Here is a 26131-nt window from a genome sequence, read left to right as displayed (position 1 = left end):
TTGCATAAATCTGAGCCCTTGCTAGACAAGGAGTTTTGAACATAAAAAAGGGAATTCACCCCAACTTGGAGAAGTTTTCAAGAGACCAAACCCGAAAACAACCAAGGACATGAAGTCACTTGTATTCTCCAAGAAAATCTATTTTCTTTTGAGGAATTGCAAAAACTTGAATCCAAAGAACGTCTACCTATCTTCTTCAATACCTTAGATTTACGACCTTATGCTAAGGAATTGAGAGGTTAATCACCCCGAGGTGCCGATGGGCATTGCAGGCTTCGGGCCCTGCTTGCCGCACCGTTTGAGAATATCGATACCTTTAGTGACTTGCATCGTCGTTTGGACGTGGGTCTTCGTTTTCGTTATCAATGTGGACTCCGACTTGATCGGGAAGCTCCGTCGATAGCGGCGTTAAGCCGAGTCTTCACCGAGCTAACGAACAAGGGACTGGCGAAACGTCTGTCTGAGGATCTCTTAACACGCTGCATGCAAAAAGGAATCATCGATGGAAGTCACATTGCAATTAATAGCACAGCGATCCTTGCTTATGAGAAAAAGCAGCCTAAACGGAAAAGCGAACTGACCGGGAATGCCAACTGGGGCGCGAAGTTTGACTCCTTTGGCAATAAGGTCAAGTGGTTTGGCTACAAGCTCCATCTTGCCGTTGACACCACGAGCGAGTTGCCCGTGGCGCTCTCAGTTACACCGGCGCACGTCAATGACGGCGATTTGGCTCTGCTCTTATGGAGCAAGTGGCTAAGGGTTCGAAAGTGAAGTTCTTTATGCTGGATGCCGCGTATGACCAACTTATAAACTACGAAGCCGTGCGGAACGTAAAGGCACAAGCAATTATTCCGATGAACCTTCGTAATGAAAAGGAATCGTCTGCGGGCATGACCTCTAGCGGTACGCCCTGCTGCTCGATGGGTTTTGCCATGACCTATTGGGGCGCCGATGGCGATCACCTGAGATTCCGCTGCCCTCATGCCACAGGGAAGGTCGACTGTCCGTGCATGCTCATCTTCAAACTATGGAATGGTCATCAATGTCGTTACGAAAAGCGTTCTACGGTGCTACTCCAGTCCACATCGGGACACGAAACGCTGGAAGGAGCTTTATAACGAAAGATCAAGCGTTGAGCGATGTAACTCCCGGTTGAAAACATATCTGACCGCAGACGCCATGCACGTCTGGGGCATTCAAAAAGTGACCACTCACCAATATCTAAACGCCATTGTGTTGCTGGCTTCTGCGTTAGCGATGGCCCGCCATTACAAGGAATCCTCCACATAAATTTTTGATTCAGCAGAAACACTGCAGGTCTGCCCATTTTTGAAATTTAAGGGTCGGCTGAGCTAATATACCGTGTTTTAGGTCCAAGAATTTACTGCCTAATTTTCAAAAACGGAATTATGCAAAATGCTCATTTATTTAATTTTGGGCATAAAACAAAATATTCTTCTAGATTATATTTAAGAAATTCTAATACAAAATCCGGTGAATTATACGAAATGCCGTTAGCTTTACCGATGGGTTGCTGAAGTTCGAACCACGGACAATCTCCTTCAAAAATATGCGTAATCTCAGGACTGCTTCCGAGTAGTATTGTATTTAAATTTTTATAACCCTCCATTAAGTAGTTCATGTTTTGATTACTATTTTCTCCAACAAATACACATCTAGTTTTATCCCCTCTAACATACACATGCATAAATTGATAGTCTTTCAATAAGTTCCATTGAGGCCTTTCGATCACATATTTGTTTTTTCTGCCCCAGTCTTGAATGATAATCTTATGCTTTTCGGCCTCATTATACAACCAAGACGGAATTTCAGAAAAAGGTAGAACTATCATTTTCGCCCCTATTGCAGAATAACTTTCAAGTTCATCTATTCTAGGAAAGTCAGTCAAATAAATGATATTGGAATCGTTACTCTTCAAATCATTATTAGTTAAGTTCTTAGTTACTTCACTAGCCAGATTCCATGTTTCCAAAACTTTTGAATGAAGGATAACTTCCTCTGTCCCTGAAATTATCTGTATAACTGTTGCATTTAAATCACCATCCACTTCCTCTTGAATCGACTTCAACCAGTCACTGTGAGTTTTGAAGTGGAAATCATAAGGTAAATCTTCCTTTTCAAGCATTAAGGTAGCCATGTTATTAAAGTTCAATGGAGCCTCAATGGGTTCAATCTCTAATTGAAATCCCTTTTCAGTTAAAAATTCCCTTCTATGCCTATTATTTGACATCAACAAAATCTTTTTAATGTTATAACTCTGTAGAATATCAGCAACATGCTCATAGTTTCGAGCGTCTACCGGCGATCCAAGTCTGTTGTATAATTCATCTGTATCTAAGTTTTCATGTTGCCGCATAACATAAATTCTAAAATGTGATTCAATGCCTAACCCTCTAGCATCTTGGTCAATCGCATAAATAACCATACCTTTTTTATGCTCTGCTATTCTTTTTAGCGCCTCTTTAAGTTGAAACCCACAATCACATTTATCAGAATTAAAAACATGTCCAAATAAACAAGCTGATTCGATTCGAAGAGGAATATATTCATCTTGGGATACTTCACCTAAACAAGCAACCGCATATCTTTCTCCTGAATATTCGAAGTATTTAAGTTCAAAGTTATGAGTGCTATTTCCTATCTTAAGAGGAAGTTTAATAGGTCCCCGAATGGCTGGTACCCTTTGTGTTTCGATTGAGTTAATAGAATTGATCATGAGTGAGACCCCTCCATATATTGAAACTCGATTGTTAACGAATAAATGTCCGATTTAACATTGGATGATTTGTATCTGTCGGTCCCCAATCACTATCTGGATGATAGGCGACGATTGCCATTTGCGAATCATCAGTATAAAAACAGTGTTGTCCCATTTCGGCCAAATAAAAAATGTTGCCTTCTTTTAAAGGCAGCTCACCTTCAGGAGTAATGCATCTACCTTCCCCTTTAATTACTAATCCAAGACGAACAGTAGGATGAATATGCATCGATTGCCTAATATTTTTGGGAAACCACAATAAATTCAAGCACGGATCTCCCATTCTTGGTGGATATATCAAAATGGAATCGCTACAGCCATCAATATAACTTACTCTACCTCTTTCTTCTGTTGGACCACCTATACATTGTTGTCCTCTAAATCCGACTCTTTCAAAAAAAACCGCTTTACCATTACCTGATAACTCGCATTCCCCGACAACAGAAAAATAATAACCGTTTTGAAGAGGTCCCCAAACTTGTCCGCCTACTTTTATGATAAGTCCCGATTCATAAACGTAACCATAGAGTGTTGTCACATCGGATCCGATTCTCATAGTAGAATTTCCTACGTAGCCACTTACTCGACTTGGGTACATCCCCTTACTACAATCAAATACTAAGCCATGTTGTAATACAGTAGTCTCAACCGAACCAGATTTAATAATTTGTTCAAACATTTTGAATACCCTCCTCTAAAATAATTTTCGGATGTCATTTATATTACACTCATCTATTTGATGCATGCAACAGAAAAGTATATTTTTACAATTTATTAAAATTCTCTCATATCCGCAATACTTGACTCCAGCTCTTATTAAATTATTGTATACTTATTCCATATTCATGAAAATTAAATTATAATCACTATTAGATTCGTTTTTCTAAATTTTAGGGGAGGGAACTTGCACATGATAGAAGCAAAAGATTTGTGGAAAGTATATACCTATCAGGAGCAACGAAAGGGATTTTGGGGTTCCCTTAACGATTTATTTTCTCCTATAAAAAAAACAAAAGAAGCAGTTCGAGGGATAAACTTCAATATTAATCAAGGTGAAGCAGTTGGATATATTGGTACAAATGGGTCTGGAAAATCTACAACCATAAAGTTATTAACTGGGATTTTACAACCAACAAGCGGAGCCGTTCTTGTAAACGGCATCAATCCTAAAATAAACCGTAAAGAAAACGCATTACAAATAGGAACAGTATTCGGACAACGTAGTCAACTCCTATGGGACTTAGCCATCCATGAATCTTTTGAATTATTTAGATTTATATATAAAATAAAACACTCAAAATTCAAACAAAATTTAAACTTAATGACCGAACTTCTCAGGTTAGATGAATTTTCTTCAATTCCTGTTCGTCAATTAAGTCTTGGCCAGAGAATGAGAGCTGAAATTGCATGTGCATTTTTACATGATCCAACAATCGTTTACTTAGATGAACCTACAATTGGTCTTGACGTAGTTGCAAAAGAACGCATAAGAAGCTTTCTACGTGAAATCAAAACAGAAAAGAAAACGACTATTATTTTGACATCGCATGACATGGATGATATTGAGCAAGTTTCTGATCGAATGATTCTTATTGATCATGGTCAAATTCTGTATAATGGCGGAACAATAAAGTTTATTGAACATTTTGGCAAGGAACGAATACTAACTATTCATTTTGAAAATGAAATTACAGATATATCTTTAAAATCCGGAGTTCTACTTTCTTTCAATAATAAAGAAGCAAGAATTTTGTTTAGTAAGGAAGACATTTCAGCGACAAAACTAATCGAATCTATTATTTCTGAATATCCTGTAATTGACTGTAGTATAGAAGAACCAAAAATAGAGCATTTAGTACGAAATGTTTACAACGCAAACAATCAAACGAAAATAGAGGAGCGTTAAATGGAACTTCCGAATTCTATACACTTTTGTAAGACAGCATACATCATTGCTCGCCAATCCTTTATTAATTCTATGGTTTTTAGGGGAAATTACTTCATTGGACTTGCTAGCAATGTACTATTCATTTATTTAAGTATCGAACTTTGGAAAACTTTATTTCATGGACGCGATGAGGTTAATGGCATCAACTTAGAACAATTATCCACTTACCTAATACTTGCAAGAATCATCACTTCAATTGATATGGAGTTTGTAGAAGTATTACAGCAACGAGTACTGTCTGGTGAGGTTGTATTCGAACTATTACGTCCAATGCAATATACTACCTACTTAATGAGTCAAGAAATGGGTTTATATATTAATCGCTTATTTTTCCAGACACTACCAATCATTGCGTTTTTCTACTTTACAATTGACCTTCAGATTCCCAAATCGATTCTACATTTGCTTTTCTTCCTTATAAGTATAGTCTTATCTTTCCTAGTCATGTTCTATATCAATTTCATTACTTCAATTATGACTTTTTGGATAACTCAAGTTACTAGTCTGAATATATTAAAAACGCAGACTGTTCTGTTTTTGTCAGGAGCCTTTGTACCACTTTGGTTTTTCCCTTCTGAAGTAAATCAAGCTATCCACTATCTCCCCTTTTCTTGTGTTATCTTTATTCCGATTCAAATATATATACATGAGTACCTTATTTCAGAGCTTCTAGGGAACATCTTTTTACAATTATTTTGGATCATAGTAATTGCTTTTACAGCTCATTTCATCTGGAATAGAGCTCTTCAAAGAGTCTCCATTAATGGAGGATAATATGGACTATATGATATTATTCTACATGTACATAAAATCCCAAATTAAATCCAATTCTGTTTATCGTTTCAATTTTATCGCATCAAGTTTTGGTGCCCTTTTCCTTTATTGTAGTCAGTATCTGCCTCTTTGGACCATTTTACATTTTTTTGGAACAATAAACGGATGGAATATTTACGAAGTAAGTTTGCTATATGGCTTTTGGCTTTTTACATATGGATTTCAACTGATATTTTGTGCAGGAATAAGAGATTTTAGAAGGTTAGTTCATACCGGGGATTTAGACATATACCTATTACGTCCCAACAATGTTCTGTTTCAAGTGATTTGTGGCAAATCGGATTTGACAGCTTGGGTACATACTTTGATTGGAGCTACTACGATTTTTTTGAGTAGTAAGGAAGTTGTTACTTGGAGCTTGATAAAATTCATTCAATTGAGTGAATTTTTACTTGCTGGTGCAATAATACAAGCAGGATTATTAATTTTATGGGCAACAATGGTATTTTGGATGATAAACAATAATTCCCTAACTTTTATGGGGTGGACGTTGAGTGTAAACTATATGACTTTTCCGTTATCTGCTTACGATTTTTCTTTACATGTATTTTTCACTATAGTGCCTATGGCATTTATAACATATTATCCTGTAGGCGTTCTCATTGAGAAGTTCCCTCAAGAAAGCTTGAGCTATATATTGGGAAATTGTTCGTTAATTGTTAGCATTATCTTCTTTGTTGTTGTATATCGCTTTTGGAAATTCGGCCTCAAAAATTATCAAGGAACCGGGAATTGAGCACATTCAATAATTGCTATTATTCTTTAGTAGAGTGGAGCGGAAAAATATTCTATGAATGCAGATCAGAACAATGATTGCGCATGTCTTATTACAGGCGCTTCTTCTGGCATAGGTAAAGAAACGGTTTTGTTCTTTCTTCGAAATGGCTACAAAGTTATTGGGCTTGCACGAAATAAAATAGAACTTATGAAGATTAAGGACGACTGGACAGACAACTTTGAATATCTCTGTAAGGATATTAGTGAAGAACAGCTTATATTTGAAGAAATATACAAGGAGATGCATGGTATCCATGATATTGACTTAATCGTTCACGCTGCTGGTTGCGCAAGGCAAGGGAAACCTTTCCACGAAATGGATCAACTCGATATCATGGAACAAATAAAAACCAATATTATTGGAACTACATTATTTATTCAGAATGCGATAAAATATTTTATTTCTAAAGGCAAAGGAACGTTAATAGTAATTAGTTCAATTGCAGCTCATGATTCTGCGCCAAATATGGCGGTGTATTCCGCAACAAAATCATATTTATCTCATTTGTTGCGTTCAATTCGTTCAGACATCCATGGTTTAAACATAAGAATTTGTTGTATTGAGCCAGGTACAACTCGTACCGCCTTATTGGAGGGGCAGTCAACTAATAATAACGAAAATCGTTATTCAGGATTTCTCCCACTTGAGGCAAAAGACTTAGCAGAAACTATACATTGGATTTATAAAAGCCCTTATCACATTAATTTCCAAGGAATACAAATAACCCCTTTAAGTCAAACCATGTATGTCCGTGGAATACATAGAAGTAATGTCGAACTTTAGAATTCTAGATAGATTTTATATAATAAGGAAAACAATTTCATAATGCATAGCTTTCAGTAGCTGGACTAGCAGAAAACCTCTAATATAGGGTTTGCTGAACAAGATTAGTTCAGGCCTACGCCCAGCGTAAACCGCTGAGGCCAAGCATTCTGAAAAAAAAGCAAAAAAAGAACCCGTAGTCGCCGCTCCAGATTCATAACCAGATACTGTAGGGCGATGACGGACATACTGGTTGCTGCACCACGTGCGCGAATGCGCCCCAGTCCTAATTTGCGTTTGCCTTCTCCAAATTTTCCTTAGATCGCATTGCGCTGTGCCGCGTCTTGCCGCTCTTGCGCTCGGTCGGCAGTGTCATTGTGCTCTTTCGACGGTCTGCCCAGCTTGGGACCGCTAAGACGAATACCGAGCTCTTTGCAGAAGTTCAGGTTGTCTCGATTGCGGTAGATTTTGTCGCCAGAATCACAGCCGGGTAGTAGCCGAATCGCCGTTTGTACGCTTCTACCGATGCTTGCAGTGTCGTGGCTTCGTTGAAGCTGTCCCACTGTGCGGCTTCAATCCAGGCGTAACCTTCCACCAAGCTGACGGCGATTTTCGCACCGAACTCTACGTTCGCGGCAGCTTTGCCTCAAACCATCGGGCGGACGTGCGGCTTTTCGATACTGACAATCCGATCGGCGACGACATGGATCTTCTTCTCCATCATCTCCCGCTGCTGACGATAGAGCTCGGCGATGATCAAGAGCTGGCGATAGTGCGTTTACTCAGCGTTGTCAGCGGCGTGTGCTTTACTAGTGTTTCAATAATACGGAGGTCTCGTCCCACGTAGCCGAGCTGCTTACGGATCGCTTTGCGGATGATCTTGCCCGATGCTTTGCGTTGTTTCGAAACGTTCAGATACGACTTCCTTGCAATCTCGCGGTACGTCCGTGGTTTCTCCATCTGTCCAACATGCGGAGTATGCAGCACATCAATGATGTCTTCGAGAATTTCACGAGCGTGGTTCAGCAGCCCCAAGTCCGTTGGATACTTGATGTCCGCAGGCGCGCAAGTCGCATCCAGCATCAGGGTGCCTCGGTTCGTGACATCCGCCGTTGTCTCGGAGGCGGCCCGTAGTACATGCAGCTTTTTCGTCGTACGACGAGGCTGTTTGGTCTCTTCGGTAGCTTCGGCGGGAAGAGAGAGAGCCTCACCAACGTCCAAGGTGAGCTGCGAGCCCCCAGAATCATTATCGTCGTCGCGTTCACGATCTTTCGATTTCGCCTTCGTCTGCTCAGCCTCTCGATCCGCTTGCAATGCGGCCTGAGCGATCCATTCGTTGATTTCAACCAGGTTCTCCATGCCGAACCGCTCTCGAAAATGGGTGAGCAGAGAATGGTGAAACGGCTCTTCATCGACGTATTCGGAATAGCCGAGGAAGAACTGCAGGTAGGGATTCTCTTGGATTTGCAAGGTGGTCTCACGATCGCTTAATCCAAGACGTTCTTTGATGATGAGTGAACCGAGGGCGATCCGTGCCGAGTACGCTTTTTGTCCAATGGTAATCCTTTGGAACGCATTCACGTATTTTTCTTCCACTTTGTCCCAAGGGATAATCGCCGCGAGTTGGACCCAGCGATTGGATGGATTTAATTTTCCGCCAAGGGTAGGCAGAAATTTTTCAGCAGGTCTGCCATATCTCGATTTTGCACGAACACATTCATTCACTCCGTCTGCAAGGGTTTTAGCCGAATTTCCACAATTTCTTTGCAGATAAATTCGACAGAAATGGTCAAATCCCTTGTGGAGTAAGAAGTTTATGGGCGTTCAGCAAACCCTAGTTAGTTTGAAAGATTACATTTAGATCAAAGTCGATATGTCCAGAGAAATCCAGTATGTCTTGTTCCAGTGTGTAAGCGTCAAATACATCACACCTTCACCCCATGCATGCATAGATGAGATAATGTCCTCAATATGAATCGAGGAGGACATCCCATGAATCGAGTAGAGCGGCAACAGGCATGGAGAACTCGCATTGAGAACTATCGAGCGAGCGGTCAAACCATGGTAGCCTGGAGTAAAGCCAATAACCATACCATCCATGAGCTGAAGTACTGGCTCAAACAGATCGAAGGCCCCCCAAAATCCAAACGATCAAAGTCTGCATCAACCTTCATCCCCGTTATCGTGCCACCTTCTCCCGTGCGTAGCAATCTGCCAACGGGATCCCTACGGATTCATGTTGGAGCGGCTTCTATTGAGCTGAGTGAGTCCTTCGACTCTACCCAGCTTCGTGAAGTCGTTAAGGTGCTGAAGGATCTATGTTGACCGTTCCGAGTAGCATTCCCGTGTATTTAGCAAGCGGCAGTACGGACCTACGCAAGTCGATCGATGGCCTGGCCGCTCTGGTGCAGGAGGTGTATGCACTCAACCCCTTCTCGAGTAGCTTGTTCGTGTTCTGCAATCGACAGCGAGACAAGCTCAAGATTCTGTATTGGGATGTAAATGGCTTCTGGCTGTTCTACCGCCGCCTCGAACGCGGCACCTTCCAGTGGCCGACTGACGACAGCCATGCGACCATCGCGCTGACTCGTCGCGAATTGAACTGGTTACTGGATGGACTGTCGATCGAGCAGCAGCAAGCGCATCCTGTGGTTTCCGTTCAAGCGGTGGTGTAGGCGCGAATAATCATCGTGCCTACCTCCATCATGTTTACTTGAAATGCAGGATAAACGTAGTCGTTCAGCGAATACATTCTTCATGACAAAACGTGCGGAATCAGCCCAACCCCAAACACTAGATGAATACAAAACATACAGCGAAGCGCTCGAGGCAGAGGTAAACAAGCGTAAGCGTCAAACCTAGCACACCTTCAACAAGATGAATCGTTATGAGAAGATAAGGCCAACGTTATTCAGAGATGGAGGCTTATACTCATGACGAAGAAAGAGCTGAGAAGACAAGAATGGATCGCTCGTGTCTCGGACTATGAAGCGAGCGGACAGACCATGAAAGCATGGTGCGCCGAACAAGGCGTGACCAAGGACCAATTGCGTTATTGGCTTCGTACACTTAACGAACGTACTTCTGGTAAATCCTCTGGCAACACCAGTAATTCCTTCATTCCACTGACCCTATCGGATTCGAGTAATCCAACATCCTCCTGCATCATCGTTCATGCGGGTGCCGCTCGTCTTGAAGTACGATCAGGCTTCGATGCCAAGCTTCTTCATGACGTCGTCAGCGCTCTAACGGTCTCATGCTGAGCATCTCGAGTGCGCATCAGGTCTATCTGGCCGCTGGAGCAACGGATCTTCGAAAATCGATTGACGGACTGGCGGCAATCGTTCAAGAATGCTTTGGCCTGAATCCCTTCTCCAAGTGCCTCTTCGTCTTCTGCAATCGAGAGCGCAACAAGCTCAAACTGCTGTACTGGGACCATAACGGCTTCTGGCTATTTTATCGCCGGTTAGAGCGCGGCACCTTCCAATGGCCGAGCAGCACGGAACGTACGGTTGCGATCTCGGCACGCGAGCTACGCTGGCTGCTGGATGGACTGGCGCTCACACAGCGGCAGGCACACCGGGCCGTTACAGCAGACAACGCCTGGTAATCCATACATTGTTCGCGGAATCGCCTTATCTAGCAGCAGGCGAGAGCCATCTGCTGACGAATATATCCGTTATGGATAAGCGACCGGATTCCCCAACTCTCGAAGAACTCCAACAACAAAATAAGAAGCTGGAAGAACAGAACGTAGAACTATCGGCCAAGCTCAAATGGTACGAGGAGCAATTCCGTCTGGCTCAGCAGAAACGTTTCGGCTCTTCCAGCGAGAAGACGCATCCGGATCAACTCGAGCTGAACCTGTTCAACGAAGCGGAAATGCTGGCAACACCAGCTGGTGAAGAACCGCCAATGGAGAAGGTGACGTATGAGCGCCGGAAGTCTTCCGGCAAGCGTGAGGAAGATCTGTCCAACCTGCCCGTGGAGACTATTGTCTATACACTGGAAGAAGGTCAGCAGCTCTGCGCATGCTGCGGCGGTTCGCTGCACGAGATGACGACCGAGACGCGCAGCGAGATTGCCATTGTACCGCCACAGGTCAAGGTGATGCGTCATGTGCGTCAGGTCTACTCCTGCCGTCACTGTGAGCGCCATGAGCTGCAGACGCCAATCGTCACCGCGCCCATGCCGAAGCCGGTCTATCCCGGCAGCTTGGCTTCGCCGTCCATCCTATCTCATGTCATGTGTCAGAAGTACGTGGACAGTTTGCCGCTGTATCGACAGGAGCAAGCTTTTGCCCGGCTGGGCTATTCGCTCTCCCGGCAGACGATGGCGAACTGGATGATCTACGGAGCTGAGAAGTGGCTCATGCCGATGTATGAAGCGATGAAGCGTTATCTGCTTAGTCAGGATGCGCTGCATGCGGATGAAACGACCCTTCAGGTGCTGCGGGAGCCGGGCAAATCGGCAGAATCCACCTCGTATCTGTGGCTGTATCGCACAGGCCGCGGGATACCGCCGGTTGTGCTGTATGACTACCAGCGGACGCGGGGCGGCGAGCATCCTCGGAATTTCCTGGCTGGATTTACAGGCTATCTGCATGTGGACGGCTACGCCGGATACCACAAGGTCGCGAAGGTCAAGCTCGTCGGCTGCTGGGCGCATGCGCGTCGCAAGTTCGATGAAGCATTGAAGGGAGCTCCCCCAGAGACGGGAACGCTCGGCAGTGTCGCGGGACAAGGATTGGCTTATTGCAATCAGTTGTTTGCAATCGAGCGCGAGCTTGCGGAGGCTTCACCGGAAGAGCGGCATGAAGAGCGGCAGAAGCGCAGTGCTCCCGTATTGAAGCCTACAAAGCTTGGCTCAAGCAACAGCGTTCTCGGACATTGCCGAAGAGCTTGACCGGTCAGGCGATTGCCTACAGCTTGAACCAGTGGGAGAAGTTGACGGCCTTCATGGAAAATGGACGGCTGGAGATCGACAACAACCGAAGTGAACGCTCCATTAAACCGTTTGTGATCGGCCGGAAGAACTGGCTGTTCGCGAACACGCCGCGAGGAGCGAAGGCGAGCGCTGTCATCTATAGCATGATTGAGACAGCCAAGGAAAACGGACTGCATCCGTACAACTACTTGAAGTATCTATTCGAGCAGTTGCCTCAGTTGCCTGATCCGCTTGATGAACCAGCACTCGATTCATTCATGCCATGGTCGGGATCGCTCCCGGCTGAATGTCGTATGAATAAGAAGTAATCGTAGCATACATCAGGTTCGCTCCCACCGCTAGGTGGGGGCTATTTGACGCTCACCTCGAAACGCTGTATAGCTTAGGGATCACGCCTTCCAGGAGTCGCCCGCGGGTAAGCAATGACAATCCTTATGCGGAGTCCGTCTTCCGTACATGCAAGTACCGTCCAGGATACCCGGAGCGAGGGTTTAAAGATCGTATGGAGGCCCGAGAATGGGTGCTGCGTTTTGTACACTGGTACAACCACGAGCATCGACACAGCGGCCTTAATTTCCTCACGCCTAGTCAGAGGCATAAAGGGCAGTCCGAACAGGTATTTGAGAAGCGGCGGCAGGTTTATGAAGCTGCCAAAACTCTTCATCCTGGTCGCTGGTCGGGGGCTACACGGGATTGGAGCTTGGATGAAGAAGTTTGGCTCAATCCTGAGAAAGCGACCGTTCTTCAAGCTGAGCAGAAGACGGAATCTATGCTGTCTTAATTTATTTAATCGCGACAACTATCTTGACAATTACCGAAACAAGGAAGCATTAACCGAGGATGAAGGAGATTTTTTGACCCGTTGCTTGGAGGCTTACAGGATACAAAAGGAGAAATGGAAAAAGTAAGAGTTTAGGTGATGATTCAATGAGCGATAAAACGATTGCGAAGGACATCATACTTGACGCATTACATTTTGCCTTAAAGGATGCAGAAAGACAGCAAAAACCTACTGAGTATGACATGGGGAAAATCGCTGGACTAAAACATGCTTTACGATTAATTCATATGCTCACTCATCCTGCGGTCGAGAATACAACACCGATTGATTTCATCATAAATGATTTTCCTCCATATACGAAAACACTCAATGAGTTTCGCAACACCCTACTTTCAAGACCACGAGCAATTACCACCACCCGACAATACTAACCGCTAATAATTTTGTTCATGAAAAACAGCCTGTAGCTGTGCAAATGTGTTTGCTGATACAAGCTGTTTTTACTCATTGAATGTAAACCAGTATGAATTTTGGGACAAGATATGTTTTTTACTGACGCAGCGAAATGTCCATTCGATACTCCCCAATTTCTTCTTATTCAATTTCCGTTACCACCGAATCATAATTATTATCATAATACACCACCGACTCTGAAGAAGCACACTCTCCCAGATTAAGCCCCAATTCAACCGGAATACATTGCAGAATGTTTTGGTGATTGGATACCGAATCATTATTCAAGTTATCCATACCAAACTTAAGCCCCTAAGAAGTCGCCACACAGCAAATCTAACCTCAATAATCCTGATCGTGAAACCAGCCTGTAGCTGCTGAAATTCTGCCGCTACAGGCTGGTTTACACTTAAAATGCTTGAGCAAACACATTCATCGATGCATAAATATACAACGCATTGTATTGATTCATTTTTCTCAATATATATGACGAATATTTCTCAACTAGTGAGTAAAAATTCTCACCTATTATGCAAAATCACAGAATTATAGAACTACTCGTCAATCGAATCCCCTACGAGCACCTGCTATACCCGCAGTTCGTGCAGCTCTTGCACCCCTCGCTGTTAATCAGCGAGGCGGTGCCGCACGACGGGCACAGGTCGAGCGACGTTGCGGCGCTGCGCGAGACGGCGTATTGAGCCGTCGGCGCCTCCTGCACGACGTCCTCCTCCTGCGTGGCCGTCACGTAGTCCTCTGCGGTGTCGGTGAAATCGCCGTGCATCTCGAGCGCCTTCGCTACCGCATCGGCGATCGATTCGACGCGGTTCGCGCCGAAGCCGATAGCGCCGGAGCCGCCGATGCCCTTCAGATGCTTGACGAGCAGCTCGACCTTGTTGCCGTGGTCGCCGTATCGCAGGAACAAGGAGCAGACGCGGCCGAGCGCCTCGGACATCGCGAACACGTCGGAGCCGGCCTTGCCGACGTTCAGGAAGATCTCGCTCGGCGAGCCGTTCATGTCATTAATCGTAATGTACGCCATGCCGAACGGCGTATTGAACTTGTAAGTGGAGCCGCGCAGCACCTGTGGGCGGCGCTTGTACTGCTTATCGAATACGCGCTCGGTCTGCGCGTCGATGTTCACGGTCAGAGACTCGGAGAGCTGCGTCATCGTCTGCTTCTCAACAGGCTCGCTCTTCACCGTCTGCACCTGCTCCTGCTTGTCGGAGGCCGTGGCTGGAGCTGGAGCCGTAGCAACGGCTGCCTTCTCCTCCTTCTTCTCCGTCTGGAGCACCTGCACATCGCGGCTGCCATCGCGGTAGATCGTCACGCCCTTGCAGCCGAGATCGAACGCAAGCTCATACAGTCGCTTCGTCTCATCGACGGTGAAGTCGGATGGGCAGTTCGCCGTCTTCGAGATCGAGCTGTCGACCCACTTCTGGATCGCGGCCTGTGCCCGAATGTGATCCTCTGCGGACAGATCCATCGCAGTCACGAAGTGCGAAGGCAGCTCCTGATCCGGGTGACGGTCCTTCCACTCCTGCGCGATCGGTACGTACTGCTTGTCGAAGCCGAGACGGCTCTGACGATAATATTCGAACGCGAAGTACGGCTCGATGCCGGTCGACGTGCCGACCATCGTACCGGTGCTGCCTGTCGGCGCCTGCGTAATGACCGTGACGTTGCGCATTCCCTTCTTCTGAATCGCCGCTCCGACCTCTGGATAGACGCTCGTCATCGTCTTCATGAAGCCGCTCTGAAGGAACTTCTCCGCCTCGAACTGTGTGAACGAGCCCTTCTCCGCCGCAATATCAGCCGAAGCCAGATACGATTCACGAGCCATGAAGCCGTACAGCTTATCGAGGAATTCCAGCGACTCCGGACTGCCGTAACGAATGCCAAGCTTGATCATCAGCTCCGCCAGCCCCATCGTGCCGAGGCCGATCCGCCGCTCATTCTGCTGGTTCAGACGATTCTCCTCGAAGTGGTACGGCGTCTTGTCAATGACGTTGTCGAGGAAGCGGACCGAGTACGAGACGACCTTCCCGAGCTCCTCCCAGTCCACATCATGCTGCTCCTCATCATAGAACTTGGACAAATTAATCGCCGACAAGTTGCACACGCCCCACGCCGGCAGCCCCTGCTCGCCGCATGGATTCGTGCAGATGATCGGATTGAAGTACCAGCTGTTGGACATCTGGTTATAGTATTCCATGAATACGACGCCAGGCTCCGCCGACTTCCAGGCCGACTCGATGATCGTATGCCAGATCTCACGTGCCTTCACCGTACGGTACGTAATGACGTTGCGTCCTTCCTGACGCCACTTATCCAGATCGCCGTTCCAGACGTTGTCGTAATCTGGATCTGACGTATCGGGGTAGACGAGCTCCCAATCAAGGTCCTCCTTGACCGCCTTCATGAAGCCGTTGCTGACGCATACGGACAAGTTCGCATTCGTGATCTGGCCCATCGTCTGCTTCACGGTAATGAAGTCCACTACATCCGGATGCCAATCGTTCATCATGAGCATGAGCGCGCCGCGTCTGCTGCCGCCCTGCTCGATCAGTCCCGTTGTGTAGCTGAACAGCCCGCCCCACGATACTGCGCCGCTCGAGGAGCCGTTCACGCCTCTCACCACCGACCTGCGGGGACGCAGCGAGGACAAGTTGATGCCTACACCGCCGCCGCGCGCCATAATCTCGGTCATCTCGCTCAGCGTAGCCATAATGCCACCGCGACTGTCATGAGGGGACGGAATGACGTAGCAGTTGAACAGCGTCAGCTCATCGCTGGCGTCAGCGCCTGCAGCAATTCGTCCGCCGGGTACGAGCCTCCAATCCTCTAATATGTAACGGAACTTATCCGTCCATTCCTTGCGCTTCTCCGGTGTTGCTTCGACAGAGGCCATAGCAGCAGCCAGACGATCCCACATCTGCTGCGGCGTCTTCTCCAGGGTTAGCGTCAGCTTCTCGATCGAAGACTCCACCACTTCGCCGCTCCGAAGCTTGACCTTCACCTGTCTGCCTGCCTTCTCGATGACTTCTCCGACTTCCTTCGCTGGAAATTTCGGATCGTCCTTCGTCAGCACGAGCACCGTATCGCCGACCTGTGTCTTGCTTGTATCCGCATTTTTCATCGCGTATCGATCAAGAAATATTTTCTCGCTTAGGCCTTCCAATTTGGTCTGCTGCATGGTCTTCAAAACAACAACCCCCCGGAATTATGGTAAACTCACGATCACAATATATGGATGCGTGATTCATTATACAATACAACATATAGTGTTTCTAACGGGGAATTAGCGGAAATTAGCGCTCGTCCCTAGACTCCATGCAATTCTCTTCTATTTGCTCGCGATTACTCTGTTTTTCGTTCATCATAACTTTATGGAAATCGACAAAACTCAACAGTAAGCCCCTGTCTCCATACCTCATACTCAGGACTTATTGACGTCCAAACTCCGGCTCAAGCTGGAAAATATACATTCGCTCTAATCCATTACAAGGGACTATAGTTGGAAATTGATGCCGAGCCCTTCTCACAGCTTCAAGCTGCTTTGACTTCAGCTCACAACGTTGTTAGTCTAGAAGAATCTTACCATAACGCACAACCGAACACAAACGTATGTTCTTGTTTTTTTTCTAAACAACAATCCAGAGGAGGCTGCCCATATGTCACGCTCACATGAGAACTGGGTATGGTATAACAACGAGCTGGTTCCTAGAAAATCCGTCTCGATCTCGCCCGATGATCGCGGCTATTACTTCGGAGACGGCATCTATGAGGTGTATCGAGTATATCGTGGAGTCATCTTCGAGGCGAACGGTCATTATGACCGATTGAAGCGAACGGCGGAGGCGCTGCGCATCCCGCTGCACGATACAGCCGAGACGCTGAATAAGAAGCTGAACGAGCTCGTGCAGAAGAACGGACTTGACACAGGCACGATCTATCTGCAAATCACCAGAGGCGCCGCACCGCGCGCGCATCCGTTCCCCGCAGCGGCCGAACCGGTCATGCTCGCGTATACGACCGAATACGAGCGTCCGCTCGCGGCGATGCGTAGCGGCATCGCCGCTGTGACGAGCGAGGACATCCGCTGGCTGCGGTGCGACCTGAAGACGCTCAATCTGCTCGCGAACGTGCTCGCCAAGCAAGAGGCGCTCGACCGCGGCGCACAAGAGGTCGTCCTGCACCGCTCGGGCACTGTAACCGAATGCAGCGCGTCTAACATGATGATGGTGAAGGACGGCATCCTGTACACGCATCCGGCGAACAACCTCATTCTCCACGGCATAACACGCCAGGTCGTGCTGAAGCTCGCCCGGCAGTCAGGCATGACGGTCAAGGAAGAGCCATTCACGACGGCGCAGCTCGCGCAAGCCGATGAGGCGTTCATCACCGGTACGACGGTCGAGATTACGCCTGTTATTAAGCTGGATGACGCACCTATAGCAGAAGGTGTACCAGGCCCTGTGACACGCAAGCTGCAGGAGGCGTTCGAGGCGTACATAACCACAACTGCATAAGAGCACTCGCTGACAACTAACGGCTCGAGCAGCTTCTGCAACGCAGCATTGCTCTTCGTTGCCCGTCACCTGCCCCTACCATCAAGCAGCCGAAGCGCTACTGGCGCTCCGGCTCCTCCTTCGTTACAAGCTTAGTAGCCACTCCAACGACCCTACATCATATTCGAATCAAGCTCACTCATCGCTTGAATAGCCCGCTCGAACGCCACCCTTCTTCGCTCAAGAAGTGTTCGCTGGGGACTGCCTATCTTTGCTTTGACATAGCTGCTATGAACGGATCGTATCAGGCCAGTCAACACACGGCGAGCCTCTGTAATTTCATCCTGAGTGTAAGAATGAGGCGCTTGAATCCACACATGCTCCAGCATGGCTAAGCCAATTGTACAAGCTTGGAGTCTTTTGTTGACTACCGTCGTCCTTGCGCCTTGCTGAGTCATTCGAGAGAAAGCATTCTCTAGCTTGCGTATGGTCGACTGCATCGATTGAATGGACTCCTGCTGATCGGCATTGGATAGGTGTTGCATCTTACCTCCGCTTATTCCATTCCTCATTCCCGTACTTCTCCGCCCCCAGCTGCCGCACGAGCTCCAGCTCGTAGTCTGTCAGCTCGCCCTCCACCAGCTCGATGCCCAGCCCTTGCGCGATGCCCGCCTCGAACGACCGCTCCACCTCGGCGAGCGTCGTCTTCTCGCGCCCGGCTGCCAGCAGCACATCGTTAATCGCCACCGCCTTGCGCTCGAACTGCTGCTTCATCCGCTCCTTGATCCGCTCGGTCGAGAACGTCAGCAGTCCGAACAGCTGCTCCGAGTCGAGCTCGAGCAAGATCGAGCCGTGCTGCAGCACGACACCCTTCGCCCGCGTCTGTGCGCTGCCAGCCACCTTGCGGCCCTCGACGACAAGCTCGTACCACGAGGGTGAGTCGAAGCACGCCGCCGAGCCCATCGACGCATACTTCTCCTGCTCCTCGGCGCTCGCTAGCTGTACCATCTCCGCCTGCAGGCCGAGCCCGCGGAAGCCGAGCAGCAGCCCCTCGCTCAGCACGCGGTACGCCTCCGTCACACTGCGGGGGATGCCCGGATACTCCTCCGACACGATGATGCTGTACGTCAGCTCGCGGTCGTGCAGTACAACTCGTCCACCTGTCGCCCTGCGCACGAAGCCGAGTCCCGCCTGCTCCACAGCAGCGAAGTCCACCTCCTGCAGCGCCTTCTGGAAGTACCCGACCGACAGCGTCGCCGGCGACCAGCCGTAGAACCGCACCGTCGGCGGCACCTTCCCTTCGCTGTGCGCGGTCAAGATCGCCTCATCCACCGCCATATTGTAAGCCGGAGCACCGAGCCCCGACCGAATGTAACGCCACTTCTCCATTGTCATCACCTGATCGCTATGTCTTTTTTCGCCCAACCTTCGAGCGTTCTCTCCATCATAATACAGCGGGTGCCTGTTTGAAAGCGTATCGTTTCGTACATACTAAAATTTAACTCCACGCCGCATAAAGGAGCGAGAGACTGCATCATGCAAACAACTGAGCGCAAAGACCACGTGAAACCGCTGAATGAGCATGTCGAGCTTCATTATGAACGGGAATGGTTTGAGGAGCTGCACGCACGTTCGCTGCGCAACGGTCCTTGGGACGACTGGGCCATGTTCAAGCTGGCCGTCGAGGCCGAGCGCGCGAAGCTCATTCATTCGTTCGACGAGCTGCAATGCCTCTCCCATCTGCCGAACCTGGTCCCGATGGATCACCAGATCGATACCGCGAAGCGCGTGCTGATGGACATGCGCGGACGCGCCATACTCGCAGATGAGGTGGGGCTTGGCAAGACGATTGAAGCCGGACTTATCTTGAAGGAATATATGATACGCGGACTGATCCGCAAGGTGCTCATACTCGTCCCGGCATCGCTCGTGCTGCAATGGGTGCGGGAGCTGAACCAGAAGTTCGGCATCTCTGCCGTTGCCCAGAAGAAGGCGTACATGTGGGCGCAGAACGACATCGTCGTCGCCTCGATGGATACGGCCAAGCGCGACCCTCACCGCAGCATCGTGCTCGAGCAGGAATACGACATGCTGGTCATCGATGAGGCGCACAAGCTGAAGAACAAGAAGACGACGAACTACCAATTCATAGTAGAGCTACGCAAAAAGTACTGCCTCCTCCTCACCGCCACTCCGGTGCAGAACGATCTGAAGGAGCTGTACAACCTGATCAACCTGCTCAAGCCCGGCCAGCTCGGCGGCCAATCCAGCTTCCAGTCGAACTTCGTCGTCGACAAGCGCATCCCGAAGAACGAGCAGCAGCTGCAGGCGCAGCTGAGCAAGGTCATGATCCGCAACCGACGCAGCGACGGCAACGTCTCTTTCACGAAGCGCATCGTGCGCAACATTCCGCTGCAGCTGTCAGAAGAGGAGCAGGCGCTGTACGACGGCGTCACGAGCTTCGTCAAGACACGCTATGAGGAGTCCGGCGGCGATATGAACAGCGCCCTGTCGCTCGTCACGCTGCAGCGCGAGGTGTGCTCGAGCCGGGATGCCGTGTTTATTACACTCGTGAATATGTTTAAGAAAACAGCAGAGGACTCTCCCCTCCGTCCGAAAATATGGGAGCTCGTCGAGCTCATCCGTGGCATCAAGGCGAATACGAAGGCGGAGAAGGTGCTCGAGCTGATCGAATCGGTGAACGAGAAGGTCATTATTTTCACCGAATACCGGGCGTCACAGGAATATTTGCTCCAATACTTGAAGGATCGCAAAATTACAGCCGTTCCGTACCGCGGCGGTATGAACCGAGGCAAGAAGGACTGGATGATGGACCTGTTCCGCAACCGCGCCCAGGTGCTCATCGCAACCGAGGCAGGCGGCGAAGGGATCAACCTGCAATTCTGCCACCATATGATTAACTTCGACCTGCCGTGGAACCCGATGCGGGTCGAGCAGCGGATCGGACGGGTCCACCGTCTCGGTCAGCAGAACGACGTCAAGATCTACAACCTGTCGACGTCAGGGACGATTGAGGAGCATATCTTGTCGCTGCTGCATGAGAAGATCAACATGTTCGAGCTCGTCATCGGCGGCCTCGATACGATACTGGAGCGGCTGGAGAAGACGACTTCCCTGGAGTCCCACCTGGCGAAAATGATTCTCGCCTCGCAAGACGAGGGCGAGATCAAGCGTCAGCTCGACGAGCTAGGTCAGTCGTTCACACTGCTGCGCAGCGAGGTCGAGCACGACAAGCCGGAGCCGTCTGCGATCGCCAGCCTGCTGCATGCCGTAGGCAATCCGGTAACGGATATGCCCGTCAGTGAGGAGGCGCACCGATGACGATGACAAGCGAGCAAATTCGATCGTACGTCCTCCGCTATCTGGACGCCGAGAGTTGCGAGCTGCTCGAGAAGCATCCTGCCTACGTCACCGTGAAGCTCTCGCCTTCGGCGGACAAGGACTTGAATCACCGTCCGTATTACTGGAGCTTCGTCGAGCGTACCGGCGTCGAGCCGGAGACGATGACGTGTACGTTCATCTTCGACCCCGAGCGCTACGGCGAGCTGCATCCGCAGGCGCAGCCAGGCGGTCCAGCGCCCGGCATCAGCACAGCGGCGCCGCCGGGCTTCGCAGGCACGACAGCGCCAGGCGTAGCTGGCGGGCCTAGCCCAGCTCAGGGCAGCGTACCGGGCGCTACGCCGAGCCCCACCGCCGCGGCGCCTTCGCCGGGCTTCGCAGGCACGACAGCGCCAGGCGTAGCTGGCGGGCCTAGCCCAGCTCAGGGCAGTGCGCCGGGCGCTGCGCCGAGCCCTACCGCCGCGGTGCCTTCGCCGGGCTTCGCGCCGAGCCCCGCGGCTGCTACGACTGCGCACGGCAGCGCCCCTGCCGGTGCCGCGCCCGCAACCGCTGCTGGCGCAGGAGCCCTCGCTGCGCCGCCCGCTCAGCCCGCCGCCGGACAGCCTGCCGCACCCGGACAGCCGACGGGCGACAGCATACTCGGCCGCTACTTCGGCTTCGTGCCGACGTCGTTCACCGCGCGCACACCGCGCGACGAGCTGACGTACGGCAGCCGCAGGCTCGAGCAAATTTTCGCCGCAGTCAAGGGCAAGGGACGCTTCGTGCGCCTGTTCGAGGCACAGCCGCCCGCCGATCCACGGCAGCGCGACACGAGCACGATCCCGTACGACACGTGGCTCGCAGTGAACTACCTGGTCGAGCTCTCGTGCGATATGAAGCGCAGCGAAATTCATTCGATCGGCATTCAGCTGCAGACCGGTGAGCTTCGCGAGCAGTTCCAGGACTGGATCGACAGCCGCAAGCTGACACCGAGACTGCCAGCACGCGTCTATGTCACTCCTGACCGGATCACGCTGCCGCGCGCCGTGCTATTCCTCGAGCAGCACCTCGAGACGAAGCTGGCCGCCTATGACCACAGCTGGGCTCGCGATGCGCAGCTGCGCCTCTCTGAGGAGCATACTCGCGTACGCGATTATTACGAGCCGCTGCTGAAGGCGGCCGAGCCGGAGGCGAAGCCTGACATCGAGGCGCAATATGACGGCCGCTTGAAGGAAGTCGAATGGCAATACCGACCTCGAATTCTAATATCTGCCATCAACTGCGGGCTGTTTCACGTACCGGCCTCGAACGAACGTCAGTCATGACGAACTGACACGAACGGTGAATATTTAAGGGGAAAAGTTTATTCAAGTCATCTACAGGTTCTAACAAACTTTTCCTGTCATACCTTATATAATGTAAGCATATTCGCTCTTGCAGCGTTCTCGAGGCGAAGATGCACGACTCTAACGCGAAGCAGGTGAATGAATGAAGAAGCTGTCGATTGTGTTATCCGTTGTCGTCATCGGGACAAGCCTGCTGCTCAGGGACGGCTCCGAGCTAAGCCCTTACGCTCATGCGATTGCGATGGAGCAGGCCACGCGCCATGACGAGCTGCAGCCAGCGAGCACAGAGCTTCACGGCGATCCAGTGAGCGCGAGCCCTACAGCCCCACTCGCCAGCCGCATGAACAGTCCAGCCGCTTCCAACCTAGGCGCCCTCGGGGCACAGCCTGACGAGCTGCAGACGGTGGACAAGCCGCTGCAGGAGGCCATACGCACGTTCAAGGACACGCTTGCCAAGGAGCCAGGCTTCGAGGCTTGGGCCAGCGCCAGCTGGACAAGCCAGCCGCTCGGTCCGGGCACCCACGGCTGGATCGTTCTGATCCAGCAATCCGGACGCGAGCTCGGCTACATGGTCATCCACGCCGTTGAGAGCGGATCGTATCAGCTCACCGAGTACGGCCGAGGTGAATACCCGCTGTTCAGCAGCAATACGCTGTACCAAAGTCTGGTACGGCTCGAACTTATCGATTATAATTATAAGGCAGAGCCCTTCTATTGGGACCCGCTTCAAGCCGCATGGCGCGTAACGGTCGAGCAGGCTGATCGGGTGTGGTACATTGACGCCAAGACGGGTGAGGAGCTTCCATTGACCAACCTGTCTGCGGAGCCTCGTACAACTTTTATGCCGACACACGCAATGAAAACGGTCACAAATCCGTCTTCGCTGCATACTATAATATTACGAAGGGACGCTCACCCTTCAGAGCCTTACGCGGAGCTTCCTTGGGTGCAGGGTACACCTGCAGCATTTCCAAGCTTCGCGAAGCTCATGGAGCAAGTGGAAGGCGGACAGCCTCCCGTACTGGTGACACAGCTGTACAATGGTACAGCGAACGTCCCGCTCCTGGTAGCCGGTGTCCATGAATGGTCCGACGGCAGCCGCTACGTTCACATCGTCCAGGACGATGCTCGCTACATCCCGTATGAATCGCTGACTGTGGCTGGTCAGTATTATCCGTAATCGCTCAAGCTTGCCGATTGCGATCACACAGCGCAGCGAGCCCAAGTACATACGGGCTGAAGCACTAACCTACGGTTTTCTCCTCTTCCCATATAGAAAAGCTTCCCGCTCTAAGGCAAGTCCGGTGCCGTCGAACACCGCGTCATCAGCCTTGGGCAAGAAGCTTTTCCTTTTTTTATGTAGAGTCTACTCACTTCTCCTTCTCTCGCCGCCACTTGTCTGCCCACATGCGGATCGAGAACGGGATCATGCCGAACCAGCGGTACTCCCACGGCTCACGCAGCACCTTCCTGTCCAGGCGCACCTGCCGCCGAACGTCCTTCGGCGTATCGATATATTTGACGAACCGCTCGGTCATATATTTCACCAGCTCATCGCTCTTCCCCATCGTGCATCCCTCCTTCTGTACTCATTATGCACCGAAGAGGCGGGATGCAAACGGCAGTCGCACAAGAGCTAAGCGCCTTCACTCCACTTTGAGCGAGTGCGAGCCCGCAGCCTCTCAGCATGGAAACTCATCTCAGCTCACGCCAAAAAGCCCCCAACAGCATCCATAGCTGTCAGGGGCTTCATGACTTACATTTCCTGAGGCGCTTCCAAGCCGATCAGACTGAGGCCATTCTTGAGCGTAATCGTCGTCGCGTACGTCAGCGCTAGACGCGCTGCCTTCAGCTCTCCGTCCGCCTTCAGAATCGGACACTCGTGGTAGAATCGGTTGAACGACTGCGCGAGGTCAACGAGGTAGCGACTGATGATCGACGGCTCCAGCTTCTCCATCGCCTGCACGATGCGCTCCTTGAAGACGTACAGCTCACGAATGAGCGCCGTCTCCGCCGTAGCTGTGAGCAGCTCCAGCTTCACGCTAGCGACGTCCACCTGCTCGCCGGACTTGCGCAGCACGCTGTTCGCCCGCGCATTCGTATATTGCACGTACGGACCGGTCTCACCCTCGAAGTTAAGCGCGTCCTCCCACGAGAACACGATATCCTTGATCCGGTTGTTGCTCAGATCGTTGAAGACGATGGCGCCTACGCCGACCTGACGCGCTACCTCGTCCTTGTTCGCGAGGCTCGGATTTTTCTCCTCAATAATTTCACGTGTCTTCTCGATCGCCTTCGTCAGCAGCTCCTCGAGATGAACGACGTTACCCTTACGCGTCGACAGCTTCGCTCCCTCGAGGCTTACTTTACCGAACGGCACGTGGTTCATCTGCTTCGCCCAGTCGTAGCCCATCAGCTCGACGACCTTGAACAGCTGCTGGAAGTGAAGGCTCTGCCCTGCATCTGTAATATAGAGTGAACGGTCGAAGTCGTATTCCTTCTTCCGGTAGATCGCCGCCGCCGTGTCGCGTGTATGGTACAGCGTGCCGCCGTCCTTCTTCACCATGAGCGCAGGCGGCATGTTGAACTCGTCCAGACGAACGAGCAGCGCCCCATCGTCCTCGACGAGCAGCTGCTTGTCCTTCAGCTCGTCCAGCACCGCGCCCATCTTATCATTATAGAAGCTCTCGCCCGCATACGAATCGAACTTGACGCCGAGCAGGTCGTACATCTTGTGGAATTCCTTCAGACTGATCTCGACGAACCAGCGCCACAGCTTGTGCGCCTCTTCATCGCCCTGCTCCAGCTTCACGAACCAAGCGCGTGCCTCGTCCTCGAGCTCCGGCTTCTGGTCTGCTTCGTCGTGGAATTTCACGTAGATGCGCTGCAGCTCGTCAATTCCATCGCGCTCGACCGCCTCCTGATCGCCCCACAGCTTGTAAGCGACGATCAGCTTGCCGAATTGAGTGCCCCAGTCACCGAGATGGTTGACCGCCACGCTCTCATAGCCGAGGAAGTTGAAGATCCGGTACAGCGCATTGCCGATCACCGTCGAGCGCAGATGTCCGATATGGAACGTCTTCGCAATGTTCGGCGAGGAGAAGTCCATCGGCACCTTGCGCCCGCCTCCGAGGTTCTGAGAGCCGTAACGATCTCCTGCCGTCAGCACCGCTTGCACGACCGAACGAGCATACGCTGATTTATTCAAGTAAATGTTCAAGTACCCCGCAACAGCCTCGACCCGCTCCACCGTCGGCTCGTCCGCCCAAGCGCCCTTCAGCTCCTCCGCAATCGCCTGAGGCGCCTTGCGCAGCTGCTTGCTCAGCTTGAAGCATGGCAGCGACAGATCGCCCATCTCCGGATTCGGCGGATATTCGACCCACTCCGCGAGCGCCTCCGCGCTTACGCCCTCTAGCTTCGCGGCCGTCTGCTCGGCCAGCCATAATTTATAATTCATCACGTAGTACCCCTTTCCGATATAAGCCCACGTACAGCCTGCGCTGTCTTGCACGCCCACATACGACAAAGCACCCCATCAGGGGTGCCTCACATTCGAATCATGTTCGAATCATGCTTGTGCAGCGTGCTTCGGGCCCGAACTTCACATATGTTCCATTATATAGACGGGTCAAAATCGAGTCAAGCCATCACGC

The 26131-nt window shown here is 50.4% G+C and carries 20 protein-coding genes and 4 pseudogenes; 16 read left to right on the top strand and 8 right to left on the bottom strand.

Features of this window, described 5'->3' with window-relative positions:
* Window positions 1-123 precede the first annotated feature (123 nt).
* A pseudogene (locus PAE68_RS09260) lies at window positions 124-1290 on the top strand (transposase).
* 130 nt (window positions 1291-1420) lie between these two features.
* Here PAE68_RS09260 and PAE68_RS09255 read toward each other — a convergent pair.
* Entirely contained in the window at window positions 1421-2737 is a 1317-nt protein-coding gene (locus PAE68_RS09255) for a GTP cyclohydrolase II (RefSeq protein WP_281886253.1), read from the bottom strand.
* A gap of 34 nt (window positions 2738-2771) precedes the next feature.
* Window positions 2772-3458, bottom strand: a complete 687-nt coding sequence (locus PAE68_RS09250; protein WP_281886251.1) for a hypothetical protein — start codon at window positions 3456-3458, stop codon at window positions 2772-2774.
* A 231-nt stretch (window positions 3459-3689) separates the two neighbouring features.
* Here PAE68_RS09250 and PAE68_RS09245 point away from each other — a divergent pair, with 231 nt between their 5' ends.
* Genes PAE68_RS09245 through PAE68_RS09230 form a run of 4 tightly spaced genes read left to right on the top strand, consistent with a single transcriptional unit; the run spans window position 3690 to window position 7122 of the window.
* Window positions 3690-4685, top strand: a complete 996-nt coding sequence (locus PAE68_RS09245; RefSeq protein ID WP_281886249.1) for an ABC transporter ATP-binding protein — start codon at window positions 3690-3692, stop codon at window positions 4683-4685.
* The gene (locus PAE68_RS09240) at window positions 4686-5501 is read left to right on the top strand and encodes an ABC transporter permease (RefSeq protein ID WP_281886247.1); all 816 of its coding nucleotides are present in this window, start codon (window positions 4686-4688) and stop codon (window positions 5499-5501) included.
* A 1-nt stretch (window position 5502) separates the two neighbouring features.
* Window positions 5503-6297: an ABC transporter permease gene (locus tag PAE68_RS09235; protein WP_281886245.1), complete on the top strand. Its 795-nt coding sequence runs from the start codon at window positions 5503-5505 to the stop codon at window positions 6295-6297.
* 54 nt (window positions 6298-6351) lie between these two features.
* Window positions 6352-7122, top strand: coding sequence for an SDR family oxidoreductase (locus PAE68_RS09230; protein ID WP_281886243.1), 771 nt, complete (start codon window positions 6352-6354; stop codon window positions 7120-7122).
* A gap of 104 nt (window positions 7123-7226) precedes the next feature.
* Here PAE68_RS09230 and PAE68_RS09225 read toward each other — a convergent pair.
* Window positions 7227-8826 (bottom strand): annotated as a pseudogene (locus PAE68_RS09225) (IS5 family transposase).
* A gap of 267 nt (window positions 8827-9093) precedes the next feature.
* Between PAE68_RS09225 and tnpA (PAE68_RS09220) the strand changes: the two are divergent.
* From tnpA (PAE68_RS09220) to PAE68_RS09190, 7 genes and pseudogenes are all read left to right on the top strand, one after another.
* On the top strand, window positions 9094-9426 hold the full coding sequence (gene tnpA / locus PAE68_RS09220) for an IS66 family insertion sequence element accessory protein TnpA (protein ID WP_281886241.1): 333 nt from the start codon (window positions 9094-9096) through the stop codon (window positions 9424-9426).
* Window positions 9420-9776: an IS66 family insertion sequence element accessory protein TnpB gene (gene tnpB / locus PAE68_RS09215; RefSeq protein WP_281886239.1), complete on the top strand. Its 357-nt coding sequence runs from the start codon at window positions 9420-9422 to the stop codon at window positions 9774-9776. Before tnpA (PAE68_RS09220) ends, tnpB (PAE68_RS09215) begins: the two co-directional genes overlap by 7 nt.
* A 258-nt stretch (window positions 9777-10034) precedes the next feature.
* Window positions 10035-10364: an IS66 family insertion sequence element accessory protein TnpA gene (tnpA, locus tag PAE68_RS09210; protein WP_281886237.1), complete on the top strand. Its 330-nt coding sequence runs from the start codon at window positions 10035-10037 to the stop codon at window positions 10362-10364.
* The gene (gene tnpB / locus PAE68_RS09205; protein WP_281886235.1) at window positions 10358-10711 is read left to right on the top strand and encodes an IS66 family insertion sequence element accessory protein TnpB; all 354 of its coding nucleotides are present in this window, start codon (window positions 10358-10360) and stop codon (window positions 10709-10711) included. The genes tnpA (PAE68_RS09210) and tnpB (PAE68_RS09205) overlap by 7 nt, the downstream gene beginning before the upstream one ends.
* 53 nt (window positions 10712-10764) lie before the next feature.
* Window positions 10765-12356, top strand: a pseudogene (gene tnpC / locus PAE68_RS09200) (IS66 family transposase).
* Window positions 12357-12412: 56 nt separating this feature from the next.
* Window positions 12413-12829: pseudogene (locus PAE68_RS09195) on the top strand (transposase); the annotation flags it as partial.
* 146 nt (window positions 12830-12975) lie between these two features.
* Window positions 12976-13260 carry a hypothetical protein gene (locus PAE68_RS09190; RefSeq protein WP_281886233.1) on the top strand — a complete coding sequence of 95 codons (285 nt, stop codon included), beginning with the start codon at window positions 12976-12978 and terminating at the stop codon, window positions 13258-13260.
* A 596-nt stretch (window positions 13261-13856) separates the two neighbouring features.
* Here PAE68_RS09190 and PAE68_RS09185 read toward each other — a convergent pair.
* On the bottom strand, window positions 13857-16487 hold the full coding sequence (locus PAE68_RS09185) for an adenosylcobalamin-dependent ribonucleoside-diphosphate reductase (RefSeq protein WP_281886231.1): 2631 nt from the start codon (window positions 16485-16487) through the stop codon (window positions 13857-13859).
* A 469-nt stretch (window positions 16488-16956) separates the two neighbouring features.
* Here PAE68_RS09185 and dat point away from each other — a divergent pair, with 469 nt between their 5' ends.
* The gene (dat, locus tag PAE68_RS09180; RefSeq protein WP_281886229.1) at window positions 16957-17814 is read left to right on the top strand and encodes a D-amino-acid transaminase; all 858 of its coding nucleotides are present in this window, start codon (window positions 16957-16959) and stop codon (window positions 17812-17814) included.
* A 152-nt stretch (window positions 17815-17966) separates the two neighbouring features.
* Here dat and PAE68_RS09175 read toward each other — a convergent pair whose 3' ends face one another.
* Both PAE68_RS09175 and PAE68_RS09170 read right to left on the bottom strand, forming a co-directional pair.
* Entirely contained in the window at window positions 17967-18338 is a 372-nt protein-coding gene (locus tag PAE68_RS09175) for an apurinic/apyrimidinic endonuclease family protein (protein WP_281886227.1), read from the bottom strand.
* A gap of 1 nt (window position 18339) precedes the next feature.
* Window positions 18340-19182 (bottom strand): lipoate--protein ligase family protein, encoded by an 843-nt coding sequence (locus PAE68_RS09170; RefSeq protein ID WP_281886225.1) that lies wholly within the window; start codon window positions 19180-19182, stop codon window positions 18340-18342.
* Window positions 19183-19329: 147 nt separating this feature from the next.
* Between PAE68_RS09170 and PAE68_RS09165 the strand changes: the two genes are divergently transcribed.
* The 3 genes from PAE68_RS09165 to PAE68_RS09155 all read left to right on the top strand — a co-directional run bounded on the left by PAE68_RS09165 (window position 19330) and on the right by PAE68_RS09155 (window position 23658).
* Window positions 19330-21135, top strand: a complete 1806-nt coding sequence (locus PAE68_RS09165; protein ID WP_281886223.1) for a DEAD/DEAH box helicase — start codon at window positions 19330-19332, stop codon at window positions 21133-21135.
* On the top strand, window positions 21132-22457 hold the full coding sequence (locus PAE68_RS09160) for a YqhG family protein (protein WP_281886221.1): 1326 nt from the start codon (window positions 21132-21134) through the stop codon (window positions 22455-22457). The genes PAE68_RS09165 and PAE68_RS09160 overlap by 4 nt, the downstream gene beginning before the upstream one ends.
* Before the next feature lie 163 nt (window positions 22458-22620).
* On the top strand, window positions 22621-23658 hold the full coding sequence (locus PAE68_RS09155) for a hypothetical protein (RefSeq protein WP_281886219.1): 1038 nt from the start codon (window positions 22621-22623) through the stop codon (window positions 23656-23658).
* Window positions 23659-23848: 190 nt separating this feature from the next.
* Here the strand turns inward: PAE68_RS09155 and PAE68_RS09150 are convergent, their stop codons facing one another.
* Window positions 23849-24046, bottom strand: coding sequence for a YqzE family protein (locus PAE68_RS09150; RefSeq protein ID WP_281886217.1), 198 nt, complete (start codon window positions 24044-24046; stop codon window positions 23849-23851).
* A 188-nt stretch (window positions 24047-24234) separates the two neighbouring features.
* Window positions 24235-25935 carry an arginine--tRNA ligase gene (gene argS, locus PAE68_RS09145; protein WP_281886215.1) on the bottom strand — a complete coding sequence of 567 codons (1701 nt, stop codon included), beginning with the start codon at window positions 25933-25935 and terminating at the stop codon, window positions 24235-24237.
* Window positions 25936-26131: the final 196 nt, after the last annotated feature.

The organism is Paenibacillus sp. YYML68 (assembly GCF_027923405.1).
GTDB lineage: Bacteria > Bacillota > Bacilli > Paenibacillales > NBRC-103111 > Paenibacillus_G.
Note: the sequence above shows the minus strand (reverse complement) of the source record. Positions and strands in the feature narration are given on the sequence as shown.